Raw genomic sequence first — 21,737 nt, 5'->3', positions numbered from 1 at the left:
GGGCAAGCGGGCTCAAGGCGAACACGCGGCCGCCGTGTCCCGCTACCCTGGGATACGCGGGGTCCCGGATCGGTACGCACACACCAGACCGGGGCCCCCTTTCGCGGTCTTCGCGCGGCTCTCACCCCTTCGCGCGGCCGGCGCCCGATGGCCGGACGGGGCCGCGGTGCGGCGGTCCCGCGAGCCGGCAGGGCCCTTACGAGGCCCCGCCCGGTCCGCCTCAGCCCCGCTGCCTCAGCTCCGCTGCTCCGTCGGCACCGGCTCCGGCTCGGCGGGCGCGGCCGCGGCGCTCTTGGCCGCCGCCGCCTTCTTGCGCCGGTCCTTCAGGTCCTGCCGCAGCAGCACCCCCCAGCCGACCGGGACCATCGCCGCGAACAGCCACCACTGGATCGCGTACGGCAGGTGCACGCCCTTGCCGACGATGGCCTCGTCCGAGGTCGACTGGCTGTCGCTGTCCGGCCCCGCGACCAGCTGCGCGCTGTCGGCGCGGGTGAGGGGCGGCTTCGCCGACACCAGCTCCAGGTAGCCGCCGAGCACCGGCTCCGGCAGGTTCGCGGCCTGCTCGCGGCTGCTGATCAGCATGTACTGGCGCGGCGGCAGCCCGGAGACGTTGCGGATGCCGCTGAGCGCGGAGGTCTCGTCGGGCTGCAGCCGCCCGGTGAGGGTGACCGTGCCCTGCGGGGTCTTCGGCAGCGCCGGGAAGGCGGCGCCGTCGTCGTTGTTCGGGGCCACCCAGCCGCGGTTGACGAGCACGGCCTTGCCGTCGCTCGTGACCAGTGGGGTGATCAGGAAGAAGCCGATCTCGCCGTCGGAGTTGGTACGGCGGCGCACCACGAACTGGTGCGCGGGGTCGTAGGTCCCGGTCACCGTCACCGGCCGGTACCGCTCGGACTCGGGCACCTTCGCACCCGGCCGGGTCAGCGTCTCGATGGCCACCGGCGGGGCGTGGACGGCCAGCGAGATCCGGTGGTTGTCCTTGTTGGTCTGCTGGTAGCGGTGGAACTGCCACAGCCCGAGCCGGTACATGACCAGCACCATCGCGACGAACACGACGGTCAGGACGATCCATCGGCGGGTGAGCAACACGCGAAGCACGGCATCGACGCTACCCGTGCCGCCTTCGCGGCCCGACGCCGGGGCCCGCAAACCGCTCATCCCGGTGGGGCGTCCGCTACCGGATAGCGCACGAACAGCACGCCTTCCACGTCGCCCTGCGGGGCCGCGTACAGGTGCGGCCCCTGCGACGACCAGTGCGCGTACTCCCCCGGCCCCGCGGTCGCCGGTGCGTCCGGGTCGCCGACCCGGGCGGTGCCGCGCAGGACGTACAGGTGCTCCTCGGTGCCGGGCAGGTGCGGGCCCGAGTGCTGGACGGCGCCGGCGGTGATACGGATGCGGAAGACCTCCGTGACGGCTTCGGCGTCCTCGTGCCGCTCGGTGAGGACGGCGGTGACGGCCTCGCCGGAGGCCGACGCGGCGCCGAGGGGGTCGGCGGGGGTGCCGTGGGAGAGACCGTGCGGGTCGGCGGGCGGGTCGGCCAGGACGGTACTGAGGGGGACGCCGAGCGCGGTGGTAAGGGCGTAGAGCGTCTCCAGCGTCGGGTTGCGCTGGCCGGCCTCCAGCTCCGAGATCGTCGCCTTGCCGATCCCCGAGCGCCGGGCGAGCTCCGACAACGACAGCTGCCGCTCCTCGCGCAGACGCCGCAACCGCCGCCCGACCTGCTCGTTGATCTGCATGACCGTCCCGAACCCCGGCGAAGACGCTACCGGCGCCGACGCTACCGCACGGCGGCGGCAGCCTGCGGCGCGTACGGGTGTCCTTGCGCAGGGGGCGCGGGGGATTCGAGCGGGCGGCCCGGCCGCGGTGCCAGCCGCGAGGGAGCCGCTCCACCGAGGCCGCTCCCCGGGCAGCGACGAGTGTTCACGGAGCCTCGGCGCACAGGTCGACCCCGCTCCCTTCTGCCGCATCATTCGTGGCGAAGCGGAGACGCCCCTCGTTGCCGATAGGCGGTAGTGGGGCGTCGCCCCCGCGCTTGGGGCTCACGGGGCAGGAACCTCGCCGTGGCCCTCGTCCGGAAGCGGAGCCCGCAGCTGTGCCGTCAGTTCGGGGTCCGCGAGGATCCTGGCGGTGGCGCGCCACTCGACGATCACCCGGTGCAGGTTGGTGTGCGCATCCAGTTCGGCGACGTCGCGCGTTGCGTCCACCAGGTCCAGGACGAATGCACGGACTTCCTCCGCCGAGAGGTATCGGACCCAGGGGAAGACCTCGGGCAAGGCGATCAGAATCGCGCGGACACCTTCGTCGCTGCGGGTCAGGGCCGCAAGCAGTCGCGCGGTGACCTCGGCCGTCTCCTCGCGCCGGCGGTCATGACGCTCGGTGGTGAGGTACAGGTCCTCGCCATCCCGGCGCGTCACGTGGACGCGCTGGGCACGCTCGACGGTGTCGGCGACCCGCTCGGAGTTCTTCGACAGATCGGAGAACGTAACAGTCAAGGCGGACATGACCGGAGCGTACTTCGGAGCAGCGCGGTGGCCGTACCGGGCATGCCTTTGCCGGCCGTTGCGGCTGCCTGGGGCTGGGCCGGTTGCGGCCGACTTCCCACGCTCGCCCGTTCTGTCCGGGAGGATCGGCGCATGAGCAGTGCTACCCGACTCGAGGTCGCCGCCTCGGCCGTCACCGTGCGCAGCAACAGCGACGTGGTCACCGACTGGGCGCTGCGGTACTTCGGCCCCTGGTGGAACGCCACGTCGGTGGACGCCGCCGCCGTGGGTGCGGAGCCCGTCGTGATCGCGGACGTGGACCCGGACGGCTACGAGGAGGTCACCCTTCTCGTCCACGACGACCGCCCCGTGCGAGCCGCGGTCTACGCCAAGCACCCGCTCCTGGTCGCGCGCGACGGCCGGGACATCATCGCCACCTCGACGAGCGAAGGGATCGGCTACCGCAGCACGCCGTCGTCGGGGCGCCTCGTCCTCGCCGGCACCCACGCTCACCTCCTCGCCCCGGCCGCCGCCCGCCTCGCGCGGGAGGCCGTCCGCGGCCGACTCCTGCGCGACGGCTGGGCCGTACTCCACGCCTCCGCCGTCGTACGACCCGACGACGGCGCGACCGTGCTCGCCTTCGGTGGCAAGGGCGCCGGGAAGACCACCACCGCGCTGCTGCTCGCCTCCAACGGCTGGCAACTCCTCGCCAACGACCGGGTCCTGGTCCGGCCCACCGGCGAACGGGACGTCGAGGTCCTGCCCTGGCCGGCCGCGGCCGCACTGGGCCTCGGCCTGCTGCACTCCCTCGGCTGGGACGACACCGCGCGCGAGCACCTGCGGGCAGGGGGCAGCTTCCACCCGACGCAGCACGAGTCCGTGACGGAGGCGCTGCTCGCGGGCGACCACACCCCGCGGTGGGAGTACGGGCGGCGGGAGCACAAGGTGCAGGTCTTCCCGGACCAGTTCCCCGCCCTGTTCGACGTGCCGCTCGCCACCAACGGCCGGGCGGCCGCACTCCTCTTCCCCCGGATCCTCCCCGGCACGCTCCCGGCCATCACCGACGGCACCCGTTCCGTGAGCGAAGCCGACTTCATGACGGGCACGACCGAGGACCGCTACCCCGACATCTTCGGGCAGGCGCAAGGCGTGGACAGCGGCGGTCACCCCGGCGTACGAGCCGAAGTGGCCGCGCGCCTCGCCCGGTTGCCCCACCACGCGCTCCGCCTCAGCCACGACATCCCGGCCAACACTGCCCTCCTGACCAAGGTGACCGCCACGGTCTGAGGTTGCGATCTTGCGTACGCCGGCTCACCGGCCGTGCACCCGCCGCGCGGTCCGGTGGCGCCTGAGAGGCGCCGTTCTCAGCATGAGTCCGGGCCGGGCGGTCAATTAGCGTCGGACTCATGACGTTGCCGAAGTACCACCTGGATCGGGCGCGCGCTCAGTCGTTCGGCTCCGACAGCGAGCAGTACGACCGGTACCGGCCCTCCCCTCCCGACGCCCTCGTCGATGATCTCGTCGCGTTGCGGGCCGTCGACGTGCTGGATGTCGGCTGCGGTACGGGCAAGGTCGCCGTTGCCCTGGCCGGCCGCGGGATGCGGGTGCTCGGAGTGGAGGTCGACGGACGGATGGCCGATGTCACGCGCGCGCACGGGGTCCCGGTGGAGGTCGCGAGCTTCGAGTCCTGGGACGCCGCGGGCCGCCGCTTCGACCTGATCACGTGCTCCGACGCGTGGCACTGGATCGATCCGGTGGTCGGCAGCGAGAAGGCCGCGGCGCTGCTGCGTCCCGGCGGCACGCTCGCGCTGTTCTGGAGTTCCTACCTCCTCGAAGCAAGCGTCGAGGCGGTCTTCCAGCGCATCTACGACGAGCACGCGCCGAAGGCAAGGACGCACAGCTACGAACCGCTCCAGGCGCGGAGCGAGCCCTTCGAGCCCATCGCGGCGTTCGGGCCGGTCGAAACCCGCACGTACCGGTGGGACACCACAGTGAGTGCCACCGAGTGGGTCGGTCTCCTCGCCACCTTCAGCGACCACCGGGCCCTCGCGCCCGAGAACCTGACGGCCCTCCAAGCGGCACTGTACGAGGCGATCGAAGACGTCGGGGGGAGCATGGCGGTGTCACGCGGGGTGCATGCGGCGTTCGCGCGGCGTCTGTAGCGGACGCCCTGGCCCCGGGGAGCTGTCCGTGGCCGCCACCGAGCACCCCACCGGAGACGGGGATGCACCACCGCCGCGCCGTGGACGGGTCACGCCGAGGGCGGGCGGGCTGCGGGCGTTGGCAAAGGGCTCGCCAAGACCTTCGGGCGGGTCCTGGGCTGCGGGGAGGGGATATTGACACACACCTTTCTGATGATTGTCATGAGCACATGGGATGGTCGTTTTATCGGCTTGCGGGCCGCCTCACGGCGCGCTGCCACACGGTGGAGCGCCACGCGGCGCAGCCCGCCGTACCGCGAACGGCCACGCCGTGAACCGCCACACCGCGAGCCGCCGCGGCGCAACGGCACCGCACCGCCGCAGTGCCGCGCGGCGCAGCGGACCGGGCGCGGTCGCGGAGAAGGGGACGCGCGGTGGGGAGCCACCGCGGAGGGGCCGGGCGACGGGGACCCGGTGACATCGCGTACGACCGGTACGACCACGAAGGAGGCACCCCGCAGTGCCGCAGCCAGCCGCCCCCGACGCCGCGCCGACCGCGCCCACCGCAGGTGTCGGGCCCGCGACACCCACCGGCCCCCTCGTCCCCACCGCGCCCACCGGGCCCATCGCGCCCGCGGCTCGCACCCGGCCTGTCGGGCCCGCGACACCCACCCCGCCCGTCGGGCCCATCGCATCTGTCGGGCCCGGGGCATCCACCGCGCCCGTCGCGCCCCCGACACCCGCCGCCCCCGCCCGACCCGTCCGGCATGCGGCACCCACCCGACCCGTCGCACCCACCGCGCCCGCCGGGTCCCCGGCACCCGCCACACCCCGCACCCCATCCCACGGTGAACCCCACCGCGGCCCGCACCCGACAGCGGCAACCGCCGGTGAGGCCGAGCGCGAGCGCGACCTGGGCGCCCTGCGAGCCCAGTTGCGCGAGCACCGCGGTGTCCTCGTGTACGGACCCGCCGGCATCGGCAAGACCACCCTCCTCACCACCCTCGCCGCCGCCGAAACCGCCCGCGGCACCCGCGTACTGCGCTGCTCCCCCGCCCCCGCCGACGCCGAACTGCCCTACCTCGGCATCATCGACCTCCTCGCCCGCGTTCCCCGCGAGATCCTCGGCCAGGTCCCGCCCGGGCTGCGCGAGGCGCTGCCCATCGCGGTGCTGCACGGCCGCGGCGCCGCCGGGCGGCCCAACGAACTCGCCATCCGGCTCGCCGTGTTGGAGGTGCTGCACCTGCTCGCCGCGATGGCGCCGGTGCTGGTGGTCGTCGACGGGCTGCAGTGGCTGGACGAGCAGAGCGCCGCGGTGGTCGCCTTCGCCGCCCGCCGGATCGAGGGCGACCGGATCGCCGTCGCGGCCGCCGAGCGTACGCCGGAGGGCGGCCGACCGGCCGGGGCGCGGCTGTGCCCGCCGGGCAGCGCGGAGTTCGCGGTGCCGCCGCTGCCGGACGAGGAGGTGGCCCGGCTGCTGCAGCCCGAGCGGCTGCCAGCGCCCGTGCTACGCGCGGTGATTCGCACGGCGGCCGGAAATCCGTACTACGCCCGGGAGTTGGCCCGGCACACCGCCTCCGACACCCTGCCTGCGGAGTCCGGCGGCCTGCTGCCGGTGCCCGAGGAGCTGCGCACGCTGCTGACCGAGCCGCTGGACCGGCTCCCGCCCGGCGCCCGTGACACCCTCCTGCTCGCGGCCGCGGCCGAGCACCCCACCCTGCCGCTGCTGCAGGCGGCCGGCCTGCCCGACACGGCCGCCGCGCTCGCCGAGGCCGCCCGCGCGGGCCTGGCCGGCACCGACGCGGCCCAGGCCGTGCACCTGGTGCACCCGCTGCTGCGGGCCGCGGTGTACGACGCGGCGCCCGCACACGAACGCCGGGCGGCGCACGGCCGGTTGGCCGCGGCGGCGACCGATCCCGCCGAGGCCGCACGCCAGTTGGCGCTGGCCCGCCCGTATGAGGACGCGGCCACTTCCGCGGCGCTGATGACCGCGGCACGCGCGGCCAGGGAGCGCGGGGAGCCGGGCACCGCGGCGGAGTTGGCGGAGCTCGCGGTCCGCAGGACCCCCGTGCACCAGGCCGCCGAGCGCGACCGGCGGCTGGTGCAGGCGGCCGACTTCGCCTGCGACGCGGGCCGTTGGGGGGAGTCGGAGCGGGCCGCGGGCGCGGTGCTCGCGCACTCCGCGGACGCCCACTGCCGGGTCCGGGCCCGGTTGGTGCTGCTGCGTACGGCGGGCCAGGCGCTGCGCGACCACGGCGAGTTGATCGAGGACGGGCTGCGCGACGCCGCGGGCGCCCCGGGGCTCGAGGCCGCGCTCCACCACTGGGCCGCGGTGCGCGGTCTGCTCACCGGCGCCCTCGACGAGGCCGCACTCAACGCGCGTCGATCGGCCCGCTGCGCCGCCGCGGCCGAGGATCCCGGCCTGCGGATCGCCGCCCTGTCCACGCTCGCACGGGTGCGCGCGCTGGCCGGGGAGACGGAGGCGGCCGAGCGGGCGCTGGAGCAGGCGATGGAGCTGGCCGCGCATCTTCCCGACAGCGGCCCGCAGAGCCGCGGGCTCATCAGGATGCAGGCGGTGCTCGCGCTGGACTCCGATCGCGTCGCGCAGGCCGGCCGCCAGCTGACCGAACTCCTCGCGGCCGACGGCGAGTCGGACGGCGTGGAGGCCACCATGGCGGCGCTGGTGGCGCTCACCCGGGTGCAGGTGCGGGCCGGGGACTGCGGGCAGGCGCGGCGCACGGCCGCGCGCTGCATGCGGATCGCGGCGGAGGCGCGGATGGCGTCGGCGCCGGCGCTGTACGTGGCCGCGCTGGCGGAGGCGTACGGCGGAAGCGCGGCGGAGGCACGGGAGTTGGCGCTGCGGGCGGTGCGGGCGTCGGAGGAGGACGGCGACCAGCTGTTCCTGCTGCGGGCGTCGGCGGCGCTCGGCCAGGCGGGGCTGTTCAGCGGCGAACGCGCGCTGGTGGCCGAGGCGGTGGAGGCGCTGCGCCGGGTGGTGCGGATCGGGGTGTCGATGGGCGCGGCCGATCCGCCACTGCTGGGCTGGTACGCGGACCTCGCCGAGGCCTTGGCGGTGCTCGGCGAGACGGAGGCGGCAGGCGAGGTCCTCGGCCAGGCGTCGGCGCGAGCGGCAGGCCCCGGGCGGGCCGCACACGCGCCGGCAGCTCCGCCGACGCAAGCAGCGAAGCCGCGGGCTACCGCGCACACCGCACCCACCGAACTCACCGCCCTCCTGTACGCCTCGGCCGGGCACGTGCCCGGCAGTGTTCTCGCGTCGCTGGAGCGCGCCGCCGGGCTGCAGGCCGCCGCTCGGGGCGAACTCGCCGAGGGGGCCGCGCTGTTGCGGGCGTCGGCCGGGCGGTTGCGCGGGCTGGAGCTGCCGGTGGACCTGGCGCGTACGTTGATCGCGCTGGGGACCGTGGAACGGCGGGCGCGGCACAAGACGGCCGCGCGGGAGCTGCTGGCCGAGGCGCTGCGGCTGGCGGAGGGGGCGGGCGCGGCCCCCTTCGCGGAGCGGGCGGCGGCCGAGCTCGCCCGGGTCGACGGCCAGTCCCCGGACGGGCAGGCGCGGTTGACGCCGGCCGAGGCGCGGGTGGCGGAGCTGGTGCGGGGCGGGGCGACGAACCGCGAGGTGGCGGCCGAGCTGTTCATCAGCGTCAAGACGGTGGAGGGCACCTTGTCGCGGCTGTACCGCAGGTTCGGGGTGCGCTCGCGGACGGCGCTGGTGCACGCGATGGCCTCCGCAACACCTCGTTGGTCACAGGAAACGCACCCTTAACGTCGGTCGCAAGGGTTCCCACGCTTATGCGCGACAGCGCGACTCCATAGCGTGGTGGACGGCCCCGCCCCCAGGGGACCGACCACCTCTTGGAGGACCTTCGTGACTCTCCGCCTGAAACTGCTGGCCGTGGCCGCCGCCCCGGCGCTGCTGGCCGCAGCCGTGCCGGCCGCGTACGCGGCCTCCGCGCACCCCGACGCCGTGCGTGCCCAGATCGCCGGCGACGTGCTGCCGAACCTCTCCTCGCACGCGGTGCGCACCGGCGCCGTGGCGCAGGGCGACCGGATAACCGTCGCGGTGAGCCTGAAGTCCCGTGACACCGCGGGACTGGACACCTTCGTGGCGAAGGTGAGCGACCCGCGTTCCTCGTCCTACGGCCACTACCTGACGAAGGCGCAGTTCGCGGCCCGCTTCGGGCGCAGCGACGCCGACGTCAAGAAGGTCACCGACTACCTGGCCGCCCAGGGCCTGAAGGTCGGCGCGGTGCACTCGGGCAACCTGCTGGTGGACGCCACCGGCACCGCCGCCCAGGTGCAGAAGGCGTTCGGCACGTCGCTGTCGACGTACAAGGACGCCGCCACCGGGCGCAGCTTCTACGCCAACGACGCGGCGCCCTCGCTGCCGGCCTCGATCGCCTCGGTGGTCAGCGACGTCTCGGGCCTGAACAACCAGGCCAAGCTGCGCCACCAGCCCACCGCGCTGAAGCCCGCGGCGGCCCCGCACAACGGCCCCGGCGGCGGCTACACCCCGGCGCAGATCAAGGGCGGCTACAACGTGTCGGGCACGTACACCGGCAGCGGCCAGCAGGTCGCGCTGCTGGAGTTCGACGGCTTCCAGCAGTCGAACATCACCACGTACGACAGCCACTACGGGCTCGGCTCGTCGGCGCCCACCGTGCACAAGGTGGACGGCGGTTCGGGGTCGCTCGGCGACGGCCAGGTCGAGGTCGAGCTGGACATCGAGGTGCTCAACGCGGTCGCGCCGGCCGCGAAGGTCACCGTCTTCGAGGGCCCGAACTCCGACGCGGGCGAGGTCGACACCTATCAGGCGATCGTCGACAGCGGCATCCCGGTGACGTCGATCAGCTGGGGCGCGGCCGAGACGCAGCGCACCTCGTCCAACATCACCGCGGTGGACGCGGTGTTCAAGCAGGGCGCTGCCGAGGGCCTGGGCTTCTTCGCGGCCTCCGGCGACAGCGGCTCGGACGACGCGGGCACCGGTGGCACCTCGGTGGACTACCCGGCGAGCGACCCGTACGTCACGGGCGTCGGCGGCACCACGCTGACGGTGACGTCGTCCAACGCCTGGAGCCGGGAAACCGCGTGGTCCGGCGGCGGTGGCGGCAAGTCCTCGAAGTTCGCCATCCCGAGCTGGCAGACCCCGGTGCAGAAGAGCCAGGGCGGCGGCAAGCGGCAGGTGCCGGACGTCGCGGCGCTCGCCAACCCCTCGCCCGGCGTGTCGATCTACTCGCAGGGCTCCTGGGGCCAGGTCGGCGGCACCAGCGCGGCCGCGCCGGAGTGGGCCGCCTTCGCCGCCCTCTACAACCAGCAGGCCGCCGCGGCCGGTAAGCCCGGCCTGGGCTTCGCCAACCCCGCCCTGTACGCGGCGAACGGCACCGGCTTCCACGACATCACCAGTGGCAGCAACGGCGCCTACTCCGCGGGCACCGGCTGGGACTTCACCACCGGCTGGGGCTCGTACAACGCGGCCACGCTGGCCACGAAGCTGCTCAGCCAGTGAGCGGTGTGAGCTGACGCTCCGTCAACTCTCCGTGTGATACGCGAAGGAGCCCGGGCGGTCTGCCCGGGCTCCTTCGCCGCTACCGCCGCTTCCGTCAGCGGCGCGTGGAGTCGGTGCGCGGCGGGAGCTGCGCGCCTGGGATGTCCACGGTCAGCGACTTGCGGGCGGGCGCGGGGGCCTGCCCCTGCGGCGTGCGGACGGTGGGCAGGGACCGGGCGAAGTCCTTCGCCAGGGACTTGCTCGCCGAGCCCGCCTGGGCCGGCAGCACGCCGCCGGCCCACCAGAGGGTGGTCATGTGGGCGCTGTCGATGCCAATCGCGTTGCCGATGTCGCTGCGGTTGGTGGGCGAGTACGCGTCGTTGCCGCCGAAGGTCGCCACCTCCTGCACGCTCGCGGACTCCGTCGTCAGGTACGCCTTGCTCTGGTCGGACAGGACGTCGACCGTGGACCACAGCACGGGGCCGTAGGTCGCGGTGACCGCGTTGCCGGTGACGGCGTTCTGCCAGGTCCAGGTGTCCTGCACGGTGGCGGCGTTGGGCGCCGACCACCAGAACTCGGCGAGGTTGACCGCGGTCTGCTCGTTGGAGCTGCCGCTGACGTCGTAGAACTGCCAGGGCTTGGCCAGGGCGGTGTTCTCCAGCGCCGTGCGGGCGTTGGCGCCGACCGAGACCAGGTTGGTGGTGTTCGGGTCCAGGGAGTTGAGGTAGTTCTGGACCGAGGAGGGGATGGTGGTGCCCTTGGTGAGCAGCACCACGCCCAGGCCCTTGTAGCCGAGCGCGCCGGCCGCGCTGGCGGCGGCGATCGGGTCGTGGTAGTCGTTGCCGTCGGCGACGAACACCCAGTCGGGAGTGTGGGTGATCTGGGTGGCGGTGCGGGCGGAGACCGCGGCGAGGTCGGTGCCGTCCATCCGCAGCGCGGTGTAGCCGAGCGCGGTGATCTGCGAGGCGACGTTGGCGCTGAGCAGGTTGGTGTTGCCCATCAGGTACACGGTGCTGCCCTTGGGCAGGGTGCGCTTGAGTTCGGCGACGGCGGTGGCGTCCAGCGAGGTCGCCGACGTCATCAGGACCGGGCCCTGCTTCTCGGCGGCCAGCGAGACCGCGGGGGTCGCGTAGGTGCCGTTGCCCTTGTTGACCAGCACCGCCGAGTGGGCGGTGATCAGGCCGGGCTGGTGGGTGGCGCCGGTGGTGTCGAAGGTGAAGCGGGAGGCGGCCTGGTCGATGGTGATGTCGCCGGTGCCGTAGACGCGGTCCAGGGTGTTGTTGCGGACCGGCTGCCAGGCGGGCCGGCCGGTGGCGCCGTTGAACAGGCTGGTGCTGCCGTCGGCCAGGTCGAGCAGGTGCGTCTCGCGCTTGTCGCTCGCCGCGTCGGTGACCACGTCGTAGGCGATCCGGCCGCCGGCCGGGTCCCAGGCCGGGTCGTGGTGGTCGGAGGCGTCGGTGGTGATCTGCTTGGGGTCGCTGCCGTCGGCGGCGGCCACGAAGATCTGCCGGTGGCCGTCCACGACCCGGGTGAAGGCGAGTTGGCTGCCGTCCGCGGAGTAGGCGGGCTCGGCGCCGTCGGTGACGATCTTCTGCAGGGCGTCCGTCGACGGGTCCAGCGCGTAGATGTCGGAGTCGGTGCTGCCGCAGGCGGACCGCTGGAAGGCCAGCGGGCCGAGGATGCTCGCGGTGGGGTGCCGGTCGCAGGTGCCCTGGGCGGGCGCGTTGGCGCCGGTGAGCAGCGGCTGCTGCCCGAAGGAGGCGTCGGACGGGCCGTAGAAGAGCTGGACGGTGTCGCTGGTGACGACGTAGCTGCCGTCCAGCCAGTAGACCGCGTCGGAGTACTGCGAGCCGCCCGCGCCGCCGGTGGGCCACACGGTGGTGACGGGCGAGGCGGTGCCGACCGTGCGGGTGCTCAGGAAGGTGCCCGGGTCGTCGGTGCCGCCGACCAGGCGGCTGCCGTCGGGCGCCCAGTTCGGCGACATGCCGTACGGGTCGGGCAGGCCGGGCACGAGGGCCGAGCCGGAGCCGTCGGGGTTGGCGACGTGGACGCCGTCGGCCCCCACGGTGGAGATCTGGCCGGTGGTGGCGCTGATGGTCAGCGCTCCGGCCTGCGGCGCGGTGGCCGCGAGAACACCGGCCGCCAGCGACGCGGCCGAAGTCAGCACCGCGAGGTTGCGGCGCGTACGAGCTTCCAAGTGGAAGACCCCCCAATGACGCGATGCCCGAAGAAGGCATCGACCTGATGCGAAGTGCCGACGGCCCCCCGGCCGCCCCCCGTTGCTGTCGGCCCCGGCGCTCGCGGGTGCGTGGGCGCACCGCCGCGCGTGGGGACCGGTTGTCGGCCCGTGGACGCTACGGGCCGCAAAGGATCTTGACGGAAGGGAACGCCGAATTCCGTGTGAACAGCAGGCCACCAAAAGGGGCTGCCACGTTCCTTACGCGGCAAAGCCGTTGACCCTTGGCCCGCGCATCTTGCCCAGGGGCGAGGACGGTCACAGGCCCGTGACGGAGGCCGCTGCCGTGATCTCGTACGCCAGGGTGATCTCGCGCCGCTCGCCCGGGGCCAGCCGCAGGTCGTAGCGGACGATGCCCTCGGCGTCGGGCGCCCCCGGGTCCGGCGCGCAGGCGCCGGGCAGCAGCCGAACCTCCACCGCCGAGACCTCGGAGACCGGTATCCGCTCGCGCACGACCACCTCCCGCTCGCCCGCCGCCTGCGGTCCGGCGTCCAGCCGCGAGACGAACAGCCGTACCTCGCGGGTGATGACGGTGCGCTGGTTGATCGCGGCCAGGCCCGCCGTGTCGCGCCGCTCCTCGACATGGCGCACCACCCGGAAGTCGTCCTCGCTGCCGAACGCGAGGCGCACCTCCTCGCCGACGCCCGCGAAGGGCAGCTCGCCACGGCCGCGGAAGCCGCTGCCGCGCAGCAGGTCCACCGGTCCGGCCAGCAGCACGTGCCCGGCCTCGTTGGTGAACCGCGCGGTCGTCACCACCAGGGGTGACAGCTCCGGCGCACTGGACCACTCGGCCCGGCAGGCGGCCGTGAAGGCGGACAGGTGCACCCGGTGCGGCCGCCCGTCGCCGGGCACGGCAACGGGCCGGGGCGCGGCCAGGACGCGGACGGCACCGCCGTCGGCCAGGCCGGGCAGGGCGCCCGTGCCGGTCGCGGCCGGCGCCGACTCGGCGCCCACGGTGGCGATCTCCTCCTCGCGCAGGTCCACCTCGACCGTCCGCCGTTCCTCGGCCGAGCGGTCGCGCAGCGTCAGGACGTCCTCGGTCAGCCGCGGCGGGCTCGCGGCCAGCGTCGGCCGCGCCGTGGACAGCGACAGCCGCACCCCGTCCCAGTCCTCGCCGGTGCGCTGCCACACGAAGGCGTCGGTCTCCACCCGGACGGTGCCGCGGTCCTCGGCGAGCGTGGCCCGGTAGGCGGGCCGCCACACCGCGCAGGGCACCAGGTGCGCCACCTTCAGGTGCGCGGCGCCCGCGCTCCCGGCTTCCACGACGACTTCCAGGTGGGCGGTGAGCAATGGCGGTTCGTTCTCGGTCGCGGCCAAGGCGGCACGGGCCTCGGCGAGTTCCTGCTCGACGTCGTGCAACCGGCGGCGCTGGCGGTGCAGTTCGCCGATGCGGGCCTCGGCCTCCTGCTCGACCCGGTCCAGCCGGTCGGCCCACCGCTCGGGGTCGGCGTCGCCCGCGCCGGCGCCCTGCACGATGTCGCGGTGGACATCGGCCCGGGCCTGCTCGACGACGGCCAGCGCGCTCTCCAGCCGCTCCTGCAGCTGCCGCACCTCCTGCGACTCCCGCTCCAGGGCGTGGACTTCGCGCCGCAGCACGGAGGCGTCGCGGCCGGGCTCGCCGGGCGGCGGGGGCGTGTGCACACGCACGACGCGGGTGTCGAGCACGCGGGGTGCCGCGGCCCGAACACCGGCCGTCCCGGCGGAGATCGGGCCCTCTTCCGACGGCGAACCGCCCTGCCCGGCCTGCGGGTCAGCGGTGAACTCGGCCCGCAGCGAGCGGTCCACGGCCAGCGGCGTGACCGGGCCGATGCGCAACCGGCTGACGCCCGCGGCGAGATGGACGGTGCCGGAGCGTTCGACCTGGGCGCGGTCCTCCAGGCAGGTCACGGCAGTGATCGGCAGCCGCAGGGCGTCCTCGGCGGCGGGGGCCGCCGGGCCCCCGGGTCCTGCTGGGCCCGTCACCGTGCGGTCCGCACCGCGGTCCTCGACACCGTCAACCACGCGGTCCATCGCCTCAGTTCCTCCGGTTTCCGCCGACGACGGACTTGCCGACCGGCAGCCGCACGGCGTACCCGCCGGTCAGCGTGGTGGTCCGGCCGGGCTCCAGCGCCACCCGCCAGACGCGGGCCCCGCGCACATAGGTCTCGTCCTGGCCGGGCAGCGGCCCCTCGGGCGCCGCCCAGGCCGGCTCGGCCCGGTGCTCCTCGATCCGCACGTCCTTGTCGCCTGCGACGGGCACCCGCTCGCGCACCTCCACGACCACCGGGTACGGCAGCCGGTTGGCGACCTCGACCTCGACGCTGTGCTCCAGCACGGTGGTGCCGCCGCGCAGCCCCGCGGTCGACTCGCGCATGTGCGTGCGCCGGGCCACCTGGACGCTCTCGGCCACACCGATGCCGACCGCCTGGCGCTGCCCGGGCGCGAGGGTCGGCAGCGGCGCGGTGAGCACGAAGTCGCCGTCGACCATGACGTCGGCGGGCCCGGCGAGCAGCGGGCGCGCGGAGGTGTTCGTCAGCAGCACGGTGCCGAAGACGGCGGTGTCCTCGGCGGGCACGCACACATAGCCGAACTCCGTCTCGGCCGGCACCTCGCCGACGGGCACGGTGTGCCAGGACCCGTCGGAGGCGACATCGACGGGGGCGGCGGCCTCGAAGCGGTAGTCGAAGGACCCGGCGGACCGCCGTACGTCCACCGCGTGCGCGGGGCGGGGCAGGTCCGCCACCTTCGCCGCACGGCTGCGGTGGGCGGCGATCTCGTTGTCGCCGGTCTCCACGGTACGGGTCAGGGTGCCGCGGTCGAACGGCCGCTCCGGGCCGGCCAGGGTGAGCGCGCTGTAGTCGAGCATGCCCGCGGAGGGTGCCGCGGGAGCCGCGGGTGCGGCGGCCGGGGGGCCGGGTACGGCCGGCGGCGCACTGCTCGGGGCCATCGGCGCGGACAGCGGAACGGGGGCCGGCGGGTGGGCCATCCAGCTCTGCGCGTGGGCGGGGCCGCCCGGGGCCGGCGGGGTGCCCCCGGTCCGGCGGGCGTGGCTGCGCAGCGCGCGGGTCGTGCCGCCGGCCTCCTCGTCGGCCCCCGCGCTGCCGGCGTGGAGGGCGGCACCGTAGCCGGCGCCGTCGGCCCGGGCGGCCGTGGCCGCGCCGTACGTCTCCTGCGCGGCCAGGTGCCGGGACACCGGCACGTCCCCGCCGACCGCGCCGCCCAGGGCGGGACCGCTGGGCCTGCGCTGCTCGGCCGCGTCGTAGCCGGCGAACAACTCCTCCAGCCCGGCCGGGGGTTCGCGCCAGCCTCGCGGCGCGGGTTCCTCCTGGGTCCGGCCGATCCGCAGCGAGCGCAGGGCCGGCAGATCGGTGCGGCGCAGCAGGTCGGCGGTGGACAGACCGAGCCGCACGCCGGTCCAGTCCTCGCCGGTGCGCTGGGCGACGCCCGCGCGCAGCACGAGGATGCCGGCCCCCGTCCTGCCGTCCAGGCGCAACTGGTAGACGGGCGACCATGTGGCGCCCACGACGTGGTACTCCACCTCGACCTCTGCCGAGCCGCCCTCGGGCTGCCCCTCGCCGGGCACGAGGGTGAGGACGGCGGTGAGGGTGGGCACGGCGCGGTCGGCGGGCTGCGCGGTGGAGGATTCCAGCAGGCGGTGCCGCGCGACGGCCACCTCGTGGTCGGCCTGCTCCAACTCCTCCTGCGCGGCCCGCAGTCGGGCGTGCAGGACACCGAGCCGGGTGTCCACGAAGCCGGCGAGGGCGAGCAGGGACTCCACGGGTGCCCAGCGCGGCGGGTCGCCGCGCCTGGGCTGGGGCGGCTCGGCCCGGAAGGCGGCGACCTGCTCGATCTCGCGCGTCAACCGCTCGCAGCGCTCCGCGAGTCGGCTCGCGCGGTCCTCGGCGTCCTCCAGGTCGAGGCGCAGCGACGGCAGTTGCTCGCCCTGCCGCAGGACGGCACCCACATCGACGCGAATGTCGGCGACGCGCAGCCCGGCCGGGCCCGACACGACCCGGCCGCGCAGCGAGTGCCGCTGCACGGTGGGCGGCAGCCCGCTGATCCGTACGACGGGTTCCGCGCCGGAGGCGGGCAGCTCCACACGGGCCGTACGCGTGCAGACGGCTCCGGCCGCGTGCACCACGACCTCCCGCAGCACCGATTCCGCCCCGCCGCCCATCGCGCCTCCCCCAGCCCCGCCACCGGTCGTGCGTACCCTAGCGGAGCCGCGGGCCGGGCCGGCCCGGCGCCCGCTCCCCGGGCGCGGGGCCGGGGGTCAACCGGCCTTCGCGGGAACGGACCCGGCGGGAGCGGCGTTGTGCGGGACGGGTCTCAGAGGCAGTAGCGGACCAGCCACTCGTCGGCGTTGTAGGTGTCGCGGGAGGGGTCCGGGACGGTGCCCGGGCGCTCCTCCACGGTGTCCTGCAGCCGGACCGGGGGCGGCAGGTGGCCGAAGCGGGCGCGGCGGGCGGCGGCGTCCGGGTCCTGCTCCGTACGAAGGGCCGCGGTGCTGGTGTCGGTCGGCATGAGGGACTCCCCTCCAGGGCGCGGCACCCGGGAGGGAACCGCTGATGGCACGATCGTCCGCCGAGCCCCGTCACCTGTCAAGGGGGTGACGTGGGAGCGGGCGGGCAGTGCCGGTACGGGCAGTCCGCCGACCCGTGCTGTCCGCCGCTCCACCGCACGCGCAGGCTGCGGCGCCCTGCGGACGGCTCTCCGTGTACGGGCTCCCGCCTACGTCCGCGCGCAGCCCGGCACCTGGGCACCTGGGCACCCGCGCACCCGGAGGCTGCGCACGGTTCGCGCCTACGTCCACTCCCGCAGTCGGCGGCAGGCACCCCGTTACGCCCGCAGCCCTCACCCTGCCTCCGACAGCCGGCCCTCCTCCAGGGACAGCCGCCGCTCCACCCCGATCTCCGCCAGGAACCGTTCGTCGTGGCTGACCACCACGAACGCGCCCTCGTACGCGGAGAGCGCCGACTCCAGCCAGCCGACGCCGACCAGGTCCAGGTTGTTCGTCGGCTCGTCCAGGAGCAGCAGCTGCGGGGCCGGTTCCGCGCACAGCACGCAGGCGAGCGTGGCGCGCAGCAGCTCGCCGCCGGACAGGGCGCCGACCGGCAGGTGGGCGCCGTCGCCGCGGAAGAGGAACCGGGCCAGCAGGTTCATCCGGTCGGCCTCGGGCAGCGCGGGCGCGGCGGCCGCCATGCTCTCGGCCACGGTACGGGCGGGGTCGAGCAGGTCGAGCCGCTGGGAGAGGTAGGCGGTGCGGCCCTGGGCGCGCACGACGTGGCCGGAGTCCGGCGCGAGGTCGCCGCTGAGCAGCCGCAGCAGGGTGGACTTGCCGGCCCCGTTCGGCCCGGTCAGCGCGATCCGCTCGGGGCCACGGACCACCAGGTCGGCGCCCTCGCCCGCGAAGACCTCCCGACCGCCGTAGGCCACCCGCATCCGCTCGCCGGTGAAGACGGTGCGGCCCGCGGGCACTCGGGTGCCGGGCAGGTCGAGGACGATCCGCTGCTCGTCGCGCACGGCCCGCGCCGCCTCGTCCATCCGGGCCCGGGCGTCGGCCACGCGGGAGGCGTGCACATCGCCGGCCCGGCCCGCGGACTCCTGGGCGCGGCGCTTGCGGGCGCCGGCGAGGATCTTGGGCAGGCCCGCGTCGGCGACCTTGCGGGCGGCGGTACCGGACCTGCGGTCGGCCCGCTCGCGGGCCTGCTGCATCTCCCGCTTCTCACGCTTCACGTCGAGTTCCGCGGTGCGCAGCGCTTTCTCGGCCGCCTCACCCTCCGTGCGGACCGCCTCCTCGTAGAAGGTGAAGTTGCCGCCGTAGAAGCGCAGTTCGCCGGAGTGGAGTTCGGCGGTGCGGTCCATGCGGTCCAGCAGCGCCCGGTCGTGGCTGACGACGAGCAGGCAGCCGGTCCACTCCTCGAGCACCGCGTACAGGCGGGCGCGGGCCCGGCCGTCGAGGTTGTTGGTGGGCTCGTCCAGCAGCAACACATCGGGGCGGCGCAGGAGTTGGGCGGCCAGGCCGAGCGAGACGGCTTGCCCGCCGCTGAGGGTGGCGAGCCGGCGATCGAGCGCCACTCCGCCGAGGCCGAGCCGGTCCAGCTGGGCGCGGCTGCGTTCCTCCACGTCCCAGTCGTCGCCGATGACGGCGAAGTGCTCCTCGGCGGTGTCGCCGGACTCGATGGCGTCCAGGGCGCGGATGACGGGTGCGACGCCGAGCACGTCGGCGACGGTGAGTTCGGCGGCGAGCGGCAGCGTCTGCGGCAGGTGGCCCGGCACCCCGCGCACGGTGACGGTGCCGGCGGTCGGCCGGTACTCGCCGGCGATCAGCCTGAGCAGGGTGGACTTGCCCGCGCCGTTCGGCGCGACCAGGCCGGTGCGGCCGCCGCCGAGGGTGAAGGACAGGTCGGTGAGGACCGGGATGTCGCCGGGCCAGGAGAAGGACAGGTGGGAGCAGACGACGAAGGCGTCGGACATGGCGGGTGACCTCGGGGAGCGTACGGCGGGCACACAGGCGCCGCCGGGAAGGGTGTGTGAAGGGACGACGAGGAGGCCACCTCGGCGGCGCTCAGGCAGCGCCTGCCGGTGGCCTGACAGCTCCGGGATCACCCGGAGATGTCGTCGTCACCCACCACGTTCGTCTCCACGGTCACGATCGGTCACATGCCCGGCCAGGGTAACAGCGTGGCCCGGTCCGCCGCTGCGAATAAACGCCGCCGCCGCGAACGATCCGCGGCCGCGGCAGGGCGCGGGCTCCGCCCGCCTGCTGGCGGGCTGAGCCCGGCCGCCCCCTGCTGCTCGCGCCGGCTCGCGGCGGCGCCCCTCAGCAGATCCGCGGGAGTTGCTCGCCCAGCGGCATGTCCACCACGCGCGTGCCGCCGAAGGTGGTGCGGGCGACGACCATGCCCGGGTGCTCCTCGACGCAGGTGCCGATGACCGCCGCCTCGGCGCCCAGCGGGTGGCTGCGCATCGCCGCGAGGACGGCGTCGGCGTGCTCGGGCGGGACGAAGGCGACGAGCTTGCCCTCGTTGGCGACGTACCAGGGGTCGAGGCCGAGCACCGCGCAGGCGTTGGCGACCTCGGGCGGCACCGGCACACTGCGCTCCTGGACGGTGACGCCGACACCCGCCGCGGCGGCGATCTCACCGAGGGCGGCGGCCAGGCCGCCGCGGGTGGGGTCGCGCAGCACGTGCAGGTCGGGCGTGACCGCGAGCATCGCCTCCACCAGGCCGCCGAGGGCCGCGCAGTCGCTGCGCACCGACACGCCGAACTCCAGGCCCTCGCGGACGCTCATGATCGCCGTGCCGTGCACCCCGACCGGTCCGCTGACCAGCACCACGTCGCCGGGCACCGCCCGCTGCGGCCGGATGTCCACGCCGTCGGGGATGAGGCCGATCCCGGCGGTGTTGAGGTAGATGCCGTCGCCGTGCCCGGCCTCGACGACCTTGGTGTCGCCGGTCGCCACCTCGACGCCGGCGGTGCGGGCGGCGGCGCCGAGCGCCTGGGCGACCCGGGCGACGGTGGCGGTCTCCACCCCCTCCTCCAGGATGAAGGCGCAGGAGAGGTAGGCGGCCTTGGCGCCGCTCATCGCCAGGTCGTTGACGGTGCCGTTGACGGCGAGGTCGCCGATGCTGCCGCCGGGGAAGAACAGCGGCCGCACCACGTAGGAGTCGGTGGAGAAGGCGAGCCGGGCGCCGCCGAGCCGGAGCACCGCGGAGTCGCCGAGTCCGGCGAGCAGCGGGCCGCCGAAGGCGGGCGCGAAGACGTGCTCGACGAGTTCGGCGGACAGCGCGCCGCCCCCACCGTGCCCCATCACGATGTGCTCCTGGTCGCGCAGCGGCGCAGGGCAGGTCCAGCCGGAGAAGTCGGGCGCGGCCGGCGCGGGCACGGTGGCGGCGGCGCGGCCGGGCTCGCCGGTACGGGACAGGTCGGTGATGTCAGCCAACGGGGGTCGCCTCCACGGTCGCGGGCGTACCGCCGAGCCGGCGGTAGAGGTAGTACGCGGCGCAGGCCCCCTCGCTGGAGACCATGGTCGCGCCGAGCGGGGTGCGCGGGGTGCAGGTGGTGCCGAACGCCTCGCACTGGTGCGGCTTGAGCAGCCCTTGCAGGACCTCGCCGCTGCGGCACTCGGCGGGTTCGCGGGTGTCGATGCCGGCGACGCTGAAGCGGTGCTCGGCGTCGAACTCGCGGTAGCGCTCGGCCAGTCGCCAGCCGCTGCCGGGGATGGTGCCGATGCCGCGCCAGGCGCGGTCGGTGACCTCGAAGACGTCGGCGAGCATGGCCCTGGCCGCGGGATTGCCCTCAGGGCGCACCGCCCGCGGGTAGGCGTTCTCCACGCCGGGCTCGCCGCGCTCCAGCATGCGCACGGCCCGTCGCACCCCTTCCAGGATGTCCAGCGGCTCGAACCCCGTGACGACGATGGGGACCTCGAAGCGCTCGGCGAGTTCGGGGTACTCGCCGGTGCCCATCACGCTGCACACGTGCCCGGCGGCGAGGAAGGCGTCCACCCGGCAGTCGGGCGACTGCATGATCGCCTCGATGGCCGGGGGCACCCGCACATGGGAGACGAGCATGCTGAAGTTGCGGATGCCGAGTCTTGCGGCCTGGTGGACGGCCATCGCGTTGGGCGGGGCGGTGGTCTCGAAGCCGATGCCGAAGAACACCACCTCCTTGTCGGGGTGTTCGCGGGCGAGGCGCAGCGCGTCCAGCGGCGAGTAGACGACGCGGACGTCGCCGCCGGCGGCCCGCACCCGGAACAGGTCGCGTCCGGAGCCGGGCACGCGGAGCATGTCGCCGAAGGAGCAGAAGACGACGTCCGGCCGGGAGGCGATCTCCAGCGCCTTGTCGATGACCTCCAGCGGGGTGACACACACCGGGCAGCCGGGGCCGTGGATCAACTCGATCTGTTCGGGGAGCAGTTGGTCGATGCCGTGCCGGATGATCGAGTGCGTCTGGCCGCCGCAGACCTCCATCAGCGCCCAGGGGCGGGTGACGGTGGCGCGGATGTCGTCCAGCAGTCGCACGGCCAGGTCGGGGTTCTGGAACTCCTCGAGGTACTTCACGCGCGTGCCTCCTCCTGTGCCGGGCCGCTTTCTCCTCCGGTCGGCCCGGCGGCGGCCGCGGCCTGCCAGGGGTCGCCGAACTCCTCCTCCAGCAGGCCGAGGTTCTCGAACAGCGCGAGGGTCTGCCGGGCCGACTCCTCGTCCAGCCGCTGCAGGGCGAAGCCGACGTGCACGATGGTGTACTCGCCGACCCGCAGGTCCGGCAGGTACTCCAGGCACACCTCCTTCACCACGCCGCCGAAGTCGACGGTCGCCATGCGCGTGCCGTCGCGTTCCTCGATCTCCAGGACCTTGCCGGGCACTGCCAGGCACATGGGTCTCTCCTCGTCCTCGGGTGTCTCACGG

Annotated in this window: 15 protein-coding genes; 4 read left to right on the top strand and 11 right to left on the bottom strand. The window is 74.8% G+C overall.

The annotated features are described in order from the left end of the window. Positions 1 to 234: 234 nt before the first annotated feature. The 3 genes from BLR33_RS18750 to BLR33_RS18740 all read right to left on the bottom strand — a co-directional run bounded on the left by BLR33_RS18750 (position 235) and on the right by BLR33_RS18740 (position 2,498). The gene (locus tag BLR33_RS18750) at positions 235 to 1,095 is read right to left on the bottom strand and encodes an SURF1 family cytochrome oxidase biogenesis protein (RefSeq protein ID WP_093785668.1); all 861 of its coding nucleotides are present in this window, start codon (positions 1,093 to 1,095) and stop codon (positions 235 to 237) included. A gap of 56 nt (positions 1,096 to 1,151) precedes the next feature. Continuing rightward, on the bottom strand, positions 1,152 to 1,733 hold the full coding sequence (locus BLR33_RS18745) for a helix-turn-helix domain-containing protein (protein ID WP_093785667.1): 582 nt from the start codon (positions 1,731 to 1,733) through the stop codon (positions 1,152 to 1,154). A 303-nt stretch (positions 1,734 to 2,036) separates the two neighbouring features. Continuing rightward, the gene (locus tag BLR33_RS18740) at positions 2,037 to 2,498 is read right to left on the bottom strand and encodes a prevent-host-death family protein (RefSeq protein ID WP_093785666.1); all 462 of its coding nucleotides are present in this window, start codon (positions 2,496 to 2,498) and stop codon (positions 2,037 to 2,039) included. Between the two features lie 132 nt (positions 2,499 to 2,630). Here BLR33_RS18740 and BLR33_RS18735 point away from each other — a divergent pair, with 132 nt between their 5' ends. The 4 genes from BLR33_RS18735 to BLR33_RS18720 all read left to right on the top strand — a co-directional run bounded on the left by BLR33_RS18735 (position 2,631) and on the right by BLR33_RS18720 (position 10,136). Beyond that, positions 2,631 to 3,764: a phosphoenolpyruvate carboxykinase (ATP) gene (locus BLR33_RS18735; protein WP_093785665.1), complete on the top strand. Its 1,134-nt coding sequence runs from the start codon at positions 2,631 to 2,633 to the stop codon at positions 3,762 to 3,764. Positions 3,765 to 3,883: 119 nt separating this feature from the next. Then, positions 3,884 to 4,639, top strand: a complete 756-nt coding sequence (locus tag BLR33_RS18730; protein WP_093785664.1) for a class I SAM-dependent methyltransferase — start codon at positions 3,884 to 3,886, stop codon at positions 4,637 to 4,639. A 499-nt stretch (positions 4,640 to 5,138) separates the two neighbouring features. Then, positions 5,139 to 8,396 carry a helix-turn-helix transcriptional regulator gene (locus BLR33_RS18725; protein ID WP_093785663.1) on the top strand — a complete coding sequence of 1,086 codons (3,258 nt, stop codon included), beginning with the start codon at positions 5,139 to 5,141 and terminating at the stop codon, positions 8,394 to 8,396. 102 nt (positions 8,397 to 8,498) lie between these two features. Continuing rightward, positions 8,499 to 10,136 carry a S53 family peptidase gene (locus BLR33_RS18720; RefSeq protein WP_093785662.1) on the top strand — a complete coding sequence of 546 codons (1,638 nt, stop codon included), beginning with the start codon at positions 8,499 to 8,501 and terminating at the stop codon, positions 10,134 to 10,136. 94 nt (positions 10,137 to 10,230) lie between these two features. Here BLR33_RS18720 and BLR33_RS18715 read toward each other — a convergent pair whose 3' ends face one another. The 8 genes from BLR33_RS18715 to BLR33_RS18680 form a co-directional block, all read right to left on the bottom strand. Next, positions 10,231 to 12,312, bottom strand: coding sequence for a PD40 domain-containing protein (locus tag BLR33_RS18715; RefSeq protein ID WP_143031715.1), 2,082 nt, complete (start codon positions 12,310 to 12,312; stop codon positions 10,231 to 10,233). Positions 12,313 to 12,609: 297 nt separating this feature from the next. Continuing rightward, positions 12,610 to 14,361 carry a mucoidy inhibitor MuiA family protein gene (locus BLR33_RS18710; RefSeq protein WP_093785660.1) on the bottom strand — a complete coding sequence of 584 codons (1,752 nt, stop codon included), beginning with the start codon at positions 14,359 to 14,361 and terminating at the stop codon, positions 12,610 to 12,612. A gap of 4 nt (positions 14,362 to 14,365) precedes the next feature. Next, a complete protein-coding gene (locus BLR33_RS18705) occupies positions 14,366 to 16,507 on the bottom strand; it encodes a DUF4139 domain-containing protein (RefSeq protein ID WP_093785659.1) in 2,142 nt (713 codons plus the stop codon). 152 nt (positions 16,508 to 16,659) lie between these two features. After that, positions 16,660 to 16,854, bottom strand: coding sequence for a hypothetical protein (locus tag BLR33_RS18700; RefSeq protein ID WP_093785658.1), 195 nt, complete (start codon positions 16,852 to 16,854; stop codon positions 16,660 to 16,662). A 330-nt stretch (positions 16,855 to 17,184) separates the two neighbouring features. Further along, on the bottom strand, positions 17,185 to 18,807 hold the full coding sequence (locus tag BLR33_RS18695; RefSeq protein ID WP_093785657.1) for an ABC-F family ATP-binding cassette domain-containing protein: 1,623 nt from the start codon (positions 18,805 to 18,807) through the stop codon (positions 17,185 to 17,187). Between the two features lie 346 nt (positions 18,808 to 19,153). After that, a complete protein-coding gene (gene hypE / locus BLR33_RS18690; RefSeq protein ID WP_407639697.1) occupies positions 19,154 to 20,275 on the bottom strand; it encodes a hydrogenase expression/formation protein HypE in 1,122 nt (373 codons plus the stop codon). After that, positions 20,268 to 21,392 carry a hydrogenase formation protein HypD gene (gene hypD / locus BLR33_RS18685; protein ID WP_093785656.1) on the bottom strand — a complete coding sequence of 375 codons (1,125 nt, stop codon included), beginning with the start codon at positions 21,390 to 21,392 and terminating at the stop codon, positions 20,268 to 20,270. Before hypD ends, hypE begins: the two co-directional genes overlap by 8 nt. Next, complete coding sequence (locus BLR33_RS18680) at positions 21,389 to 21,706, bottom strand: HypC/HybG/HupF family hydrogenase formation chaperone (protein WP_093785655.1); 318 nt, start codon at positions 21,704 to 21,706, stop codon at positions 21,389 to 21,391. The genes hypD and BLR33_RS18680 overlap by 4 nt, the downstream gene beginning before the upstream one ends. Between the last annotated feature and the right edge of the window lie 31 nt (positions 21,707 to 21,737).

Origin of the sequence: Actinacidiphila guanduensis, from assembly GCF_900103985.1 — a bacterium.
Taxonomy (GTDB): domain Bacteria; phylum Actinomycetota; class Actinomycetes; order Streptomycetales; family Streptomycetaceae; genus Actinacidiphila; species Actinacidiphila guanduensis.
Note: the sequence above shows the minus strand (reverse complement) of the source record. Positions and strands in the feature narration are given on the sequence as shown.

Bases quoted from the DNA above. Each gene is read 5' to 3' on its own strand.
- BLR33_RS18680 (WP_093785655.1), bottom strand. From the start codon at position 21,706: ATGTGCCTGGCAGTGCCCGGCAAGGTCCTGGAGATCGAGGAACGCGAC.
- BLR33_RS18710 (WP_093785660.1), bottom strand. From the start codon at position 14,361: ATGGACCGCGTGGTTGACGGTGTCGAGGACCGCGGTGCGGACCGCACG.
- BLR33_RS18735 (WP_093785665.1), top strand. From the start codon at position 2,631: ATGAGCAGTGCTACCCGACTCGAGGTCGCCGCCTCGGCCGTCACCGTG.
- BLR33_RS18705 (WP_093785659.1), bottom strand. From the start codon at position 16,507: ATGGGCGGCGGGGCGGAATCGGTGCTGCGGGAGGTCGTGGTGCACGCG.
- BLR33_RS18730 (WP_093785664.1), top strand. From the start codon at position 3,884: ATGACGTTGCCGAAGTACCACCTGGATCGGGCGCGCGCTCAGTCGTTC.
- BLR33_RS18740 (WP_093785666.1), bottom strand. From the start codon at position 2,498: ATGTCCGCCTTGACTGTTACGTTCTCCGATCTGTCGAAGAACTCCGAG.
- BLR33_RS18695 (WP_093785657.1), bottom strand. From the start codon at position 18,807: ATGTCCGACGCCTTCGTCGTCTGCTCCCACCTGTCCTTCTCCTGGCCC.
- BLR33_RS18700 (WP_093785658.1), bottom strand. From the start codon at position 16,854: ATGCCGACCGACACCAGCACCGCGGCCCTTCGTACGGAGCAGGACCCG.
- BLR33_RS18745 (WP_093785667.1), bottom strand. From the start codon at position 1,733: ATGCAGATCAACGAGCAGGTCGGGCGGCGGTTGCGGCGTCTGCGCGAG.